The 1,678-nt window shown below is 65.3% G+C and carries 1 protein-coding gene; it reads right to left on the reverse strand.

The genetic code is table 11. The features are described 5' to 3' along the window. A partial coding sequence (locus IT781_RS21760; RefSeq protein ID WP_228779353.1) for a condensation domain-containing protein occupies positions 1-1,678 on the reverse strand: 1,678 nt, incomplete at both ends.

Below are 1,678 nucleotides of genomic sequence, written 5' to 3' on the forward strand. Positions count from 1 at the left end.
ACGGCGCTGCAGCGTTGCGCCAGGCTCAGCGGCGCATGTTCATGGCGCAGCAGGTTGGCCAGTTGTGTTTGCACGTCACGGGCTTGCTCCAGGACACTGCCTTGGGCCAGCTGCACGCGCAACGGCAAGGTGTTGATGAACATGCCCAACACCCGGCCGGCGCCTTCGCCGCCCTGCATGCGCCCGAACAATACCGTGCCGAAAACCACGTCATCGCGCCCCGTGGTCCGCGACACCACCATAGCCCAGGCCAGGTGAAACAGGCCGGCGGCGCTGATGCCCAAGGCCCTGGCCTGTTCCCGCAGGCGTCGAGCCAGATCTGCGGCGATGGTCAGCTCGGCTTCCTGAATCCGGCTGCCGTCGCCCATTACATCGAGCAGACCGAACGGCGCGGTCGGCTCGTCGACATCGCCGAGCATCTCGCGGAAAAAGGCTTCGTGCTCTTCCCGGCTGATCCCTAGCCGCGCCTGCGCAACAAAGTTGCGGAACGGCAGCGGCGCCGGCAGTTGCTCTGCCTGGCCCAACTGGAGCATCTGGATCTCCTCCAGCAGGATGGCCATCGCAGTGTGATCGAGCGCCAAATGATGGGTCAACAACAGCAGCAGCCAACGCCCTTTCCTTGAATCATAGACCGTGAAGCCGTTGATCATCGGTGCCTGACGCACATCGATGCGGTAACGTCTCGTATCGTAACGTTCCGCCAACTGTTCGGCGGCATCGCCGGCTTCAGGGTCCAGAATGACCTCTTCAATCGCCAGTTTCGCTTCGCGCCAGACCACCTGCACCGGTTCCGGCAGCCCCTCCCAGGCCACGGCCGTGCGCAGGATATCGTGGCGTGTGATCTCGGCCTGCAGGGCGGCCAGGAACCCGTCTAGACGTTCACGCGTGTCGAACGCCAAGAGAGAGGGCAAGAGATAGGCATCCCCTTCGGACTCCATCAGGTGGTGGAACAGAATGCCTTCCTGCAGCGGCGCCAGCGGATAGATGTCCTGCACGTTGGCTGCCCCGCCCGGCACAGACGCCGTGATGCGGTCGATATCGGCCTGCGCCAGATCAACCAGCGGCAGCAGGTCCGGCGTAATGGCCGTGCAGCCGTCAGGAATGCAGTTGGCCGGGATGACCAGCTGCTCGATCTGGCTGCCGTTATCGGCCAGCGCCGCCAACCCGGCCAGCGTCGGTGCGGTGAACAAGGCCTGTATGTCGGCAGCCAACCCGACCTGACGCATCCGTGCGATCAAGGTCACGGCCAGCAGGGAGTGCCCGCCCAGCTCGAAGAAATTATCATGGCGGCCGATCTGGTCGATCTTGAGCAGTTCGACCCAGATGGCCGCCAGGGTTTGTTCGGTCTGGCCTTGCGGCGCTTCATAGCCGCGCGCGGCGTAGGCATCGCCGTCCGGCGCCGGCAGGGCCTTGCGGTCCAGTTTGCCGTTCGGGGTCAGCGGCAGCGCGGCCAGCTGCACGAAGGCAGCTGGCACCATGTAGTCGGGCAGCGCCTCGGCCAGATGCGCGCGCAGCTCGTCCACGCTCAGCCCGGCTTCTCCGGTGTAGTAGGCTACCAGCCGCTTGCCGCCGGGACCGTCTTCGCGGGCCAGTACGACCGTTTCCCGGACCGCCGGGTGTTCTGCCAGCCGGGCCTCGATCTCGCCCAGCTCGATGCGGAAGCCGCGGATCTTGACCT

This window comes from Methylobacter sp. BlB1, assembly GCF_015476545.1.
Taxonomy (GTDB): domain Bacteria; phylum Pseudomonadota; class Gammaproteobacteria; order Methylococcales; family Methylomonadaceae; genus Methylobacter.